Here is a 3,684-nt window from a genome sequence, read left to right on the forward strand (position 1 = left end):
GTGGTTTCGTGCCGGGGTCGGGTAAACACGTCAATCTCAGGGCCGCTTTCAACGATGCGGCCGGCATCAATCACCGCCACCCGGTCAGCCACCTGCTTGATAACCTGCATCTGGTGCGTGATCAGCACGATGGTGAGGCCAAACTCCTTGTTGATCTGCTTGAGCAGTCCCAGGATGGAACGGGTGGTTTCAGGGTCGAGTGCCGAGGTGGCCTCGTCAGACAGCAGCACCTTTGGCCGGTTCGCCAGTGCGCGCGCAATGCCCACCCGCTGCTTTTGACCGCCGCTGATCTGCGCCGGGTAACGGTTCCGAAGCTCCGACAGGCCCACCAGGTCGAGCAAAGGCTCCACGCGCGTCTTAATGTCCTGCGCGGAAAGGCCCGCGATCTCCAGCGGCAAGGCCACGTTGTCGTAGACCGTGCGCGATGAAAGCAGGTTGAAATGCTGAAAAATGACGCCAATATCCCGTCGCGCGATACGCAGCGCATCGCCATTTAGCAAGGTGAGCTCCCGGCCATCCACCAGCACCTGGCCAGCGGTCGGCCGGTTGAGCAGGTTGATCACTCGCACCAGCGAACTTTTCCCCGCTCCACTGCGACCAATGATTCCATACACCTCGCCTGGCTTGATTTGAAGATCGACGCCCTTCAATGCCTCGACCGGGCCTGCGGGACCCTGGTAGGTTTGAAAAATACCCTTGAGTTCGATCATGAAAATCCGTTGTGGCCTCGCGTTTCTTGTGAGAACGCGAAAGCTCTTTTTTTAAACAACTGGAGAATCTAAATGATTTTCGAAAAAACTCAAAAGAATATTAAATAGGTTGATCAGATGGTTAAGTAGTTAAAGGAAAAACCCATTGCGTCTGCAGTGCTCCCGCCAGCAAAAGCAAAAGCAAAAGGAAAAACGAGCGCAAGCGCAATTCCCCTTGCGCTCATCTGGGCACCACCTCGCGAAGCGCAAGGTTGAGCTGATCGGCCAGTTCTGCCCAATCGGCATCCTCGAGGATTTCTTCCCGCAAAAATGCCGCCTGGCTTTCCGTCCAGAAAGGCGCGTCGGCCAAATCAAGGTCGGCGGCCAGCGGTGTATGCGTCGCGATAAACTGCCGGATCGCCGGTTCGTCAGACGCCAGGCCCAGTTGCGCAAAGAGTTCGCTGAAAAGATGATTTGACTTGTCCATAAGGTCCCCAGAGTAGTTTTACGGCCAGAGCAAGGTCTGGACCCGCCACCAGCACATTGTGACCATACCGCTTTTGGGTCCGTCGCGCTGTAGGGATGCATAGCTGCGTGACCGGCACCAATGTCCCGGCCGAAAGCGCGATGGCCCGGCAAAAAACGTTGCCCGGTTTGAGAGCGGGTCCAGCGCATCGTAGCGGTAAGCCGCCCGGATTTGACACCCGGCTCAGCGGGCGGCGGTTGCGCATGGCCACCGATATGGTGTGGCCGCCAGGTGCGCGCATGGGGCGCAAGGGCGATAGCCGCTTCAATGGCCCGCAGCCCCTTCGCATCACCCTCCCGGGCAAAGACGCGCAACAGCACGGCGCCCGGCGCGGTGGGCTGCTGCGTTGATTCGGCCGCCGAATCATTCAAAAAAGCTGCCGATTGTCAAACGTCTTCCCGCTGGCTTTTGTAAAACTGACCTTTCAATTCCTGCTGCCGCCATACCCAGCCAACTTCAAACATAAAATTGGCGTCCAGTCCAGCAAGAATGGCCATAAGCAGCTATTTTATTAATAGCAATTCCCGCGCATTCGACCCACGACCCGAGCAAAAAACCAGAGTCGATGAGCCGGTTCAGACTGATGAGGTTATGGCCTCTGTTGCGCTCAGGCGCTGGTGAATCAGCGCCACGGCTGCAGCACCTTCGCCTATCGCGGCACCGACTCGCTTGACCGATCCACTACGCACATCGCCGACCGCAAACACGCCGGCCACGCTGGTCTGCAGTGCGCCGGCTGCAGCGGCTTCGGCAGACGCTGGCAAGCGCTCACCCGTCAGTACAAAACCCTGCGAATCAGTCGCCACCCCGCAGCCTTTGAGCCACCCGGTTTCGGGCTCTGCGCCAACGAACAGAAACACGTTTCGCAGCGGCAGTTGCTGCTCTGTGCCGTGTTTATTGTCGCGCCAGCTCACCCCCGTCAGCCCTGTCGCGGCATCGCCATGGAGTTGCGTGAGTTCGCTATTCGGGCGCAACTCAATGTTGGGCGTGGCCTCGATGCGGTCTATCAGATAGCGCGACATGCTGGCGTCCAGACCAGGGCCGCGAACCAGCAGGTTGACCTTGGCGGCATAGCGCGAAAGGAACACGGCCGCCTGCCCAGCCGAGTTACCGCCACCTACCAAAAGCACTTCGGCCTGGCTGCACATCTTCGCTTCTAGCGAAGAAGCCCAGTACCAGACACCGCGGCCTTCGAATTCTGCCAGACGCGGCACAGCGGGTCGGCGGTAGCGTGCGCCAGTGGCGATCACGACCGTTTTTGCACGCAGTTGCCGACCGTCAGCGAGCGTGAGCAGCAGCGCAGCGTCAGACTCCTGCCGGCTGCAATCGAGCGACTGGGCCTGCGCCGGAATCAGCATTTCGGCGCCAAACTTTTGCGCCTGCACATAGGCCCGGCCAGCCAGCGCCTGGCCCGAGATGCCGGTGGGACAGCCCAGATAATTTTCAATCCGCGCGCTGGCACCAGCCTGGCCGCCAAAGGCCCGACGATCGAGCACCAGCACCCGCAAACCTTCTGAAGCGGCATAGACCGCAGTCGCCAGACCCGCCGGGCCGGCACCGATCACGATCACGTCAAACAGCTCGGTATGGTCGATCGTATCGACCATACCGATGCAGCGGGCAAGCTGTGTTTCCGTGGGATTGATCAACACCGAACCGTCAGGGCAAACGGCCAGTACGTCGGCTGCCGCGGCGCCGTACTGCTCCAGCAGCGCGGCGGCGTCCGCGTCCCTGGTGATGTCCATAAGGTGATGCGGATAGCCATTGCGGTCGAGAAAGCTCTGCAGGCGCAGCAAGCCTGCCGACTGTGGCGGGCCGATCAGCACCGGGCCGCTGGCGCCGGCCTGAATCAGCGCCACGCGCCGCAAAATCAGCGCGCGCACCAGTCGCTCGCCCAGATCCGCCTCGGCGATGATCAGCGCGCGCAGTTGGCCCGGCGGCACCAGCAGGGCTGCAACATCTTCCTCGGCTACGCCGTCGACCAGCGCCGGCCGGCCCGAGAGCGACCCGACCTCGGCCGAAAATCCGCCCGGCCCGTGGCGGACCACAGGCTCGATATGGCCCATGCCGTCGCGCTGGGTGACCCCCACCGCGCCACTCAGCACGACGAACATGCCGGGGCCAGGCTCACCGGCAGTAAACAGCCGTTCCCCCCGCGTGAAATGCAGCAACATGCCAAAACGCCGGATGCGCGCGATCTCGGCCGCGTCGAGCAATGGAAACATCTGCTCGCGCCGGCTTGGGTCCAGCGGGATGGCGTTTTCAGGTGAATCGTCTGACATGGAAGGAACTCCAGCTTGTTTCGAGCCACTTTAGCCCTGCCCGGGAAAAGCGACGCCATGCCCCTACGCAGAAAATGGGATGCAGCAAAAGCCGTCAACACACCAGACACTACAGGGTCTGCAAACCGCTTTGCCACGGCCGCATCATCAACGCCACCGGAAATTTTCCATGCCAGGCAACCCATAC

General features: G+C 60.9%; 4 protein-coding genes. 1 reads left to right on the forward strand and 3 read right to left on the reverse strand.

Annotation, left to right across the window (positions count from 1 at the left end):
* Positions 1–710 (reverse strand): ATP-binding cassette domain-containing protein (locus HHJ19_RS05310; protein WP_296904743.1); only part of this gene is annotated, 710 nt, incomplete at its 3' end.
* Between the two features lie 220 nt (positions 711–930).
* Positions 931–1,176, reverse strand: coding sequence for a DUF2789 domain-containing protein (locus HHJ19_RS05315; RefSeq protein ID WP_296904744.1), 246 nt, complete (start codon positions 1,174–1,176; stop codon positions 931–933).
* Between the two features lie 242 nt (positions 1,177–1,418).
* Here HHJ19_RS05315 and HHJ19_RS05320 point away from each other — a divergent pair, with 242 nt between their 5' ends.
* Complete coding sequence (locus HHJ19_RS05320; protein WP_296904746.1) at positions 1,419–1,565, forward strand: hypothetical protein; 147 nt, start codon at positions 1,419–1,421, stop codon at positions 1,563–1,565.
* 225 nt (positions 1,566–1,790) lie between these two features.
* On the opposite strand, the gene HHJ19_RS05325 is transcribed toward HHJ19_RS05320, so the two are convergent.
* Entirely contained in the window at positions 1,791–3,497 is a 1,707-nt protein-coding gene (locus HHJ19_RS05325; RefSeq protein ID WP_296904747.1) for an FAD-dependent oxidoreductase, read from the reverse strand.
* Positions 3,498–3,684: the final 187 nt, after the last annotated feature.

Source organism: Polaromonas sp., from assembly GCF_012927415.1.
Classification (GTDB): Bacteria; Pseudomonadota; Gammaproteobacteria; order Burkholderiales; family Burkholderiaceae_C; genus Polaromonas.

Bases quoted from the DNA above. Each gene is read 5' to 3' on its own strand.
- HHJ19_RS05315 (WP_296904744.1), bottom strand. From the start codon at position 1,176: ATGGACAAGTCAAATCATCTTTTCAGCGAACTCTTTGCGCAACTGGGC.
- HHJ19_RS05320 (WP_296904746.1), top strand. From the start codon at position 1,419: ATGGCCACCGATATGGTGTGGCCGCCAGGTGCGCGCATGGGGCGCAAG.
- HHJ19_RS05325 (WP_296904747.1), bottom strand. From the start codon at position 3,497: ATGTCAGACGATTCACCTGAAAACGCCATCCCGCTGGACCCAAGCCGG.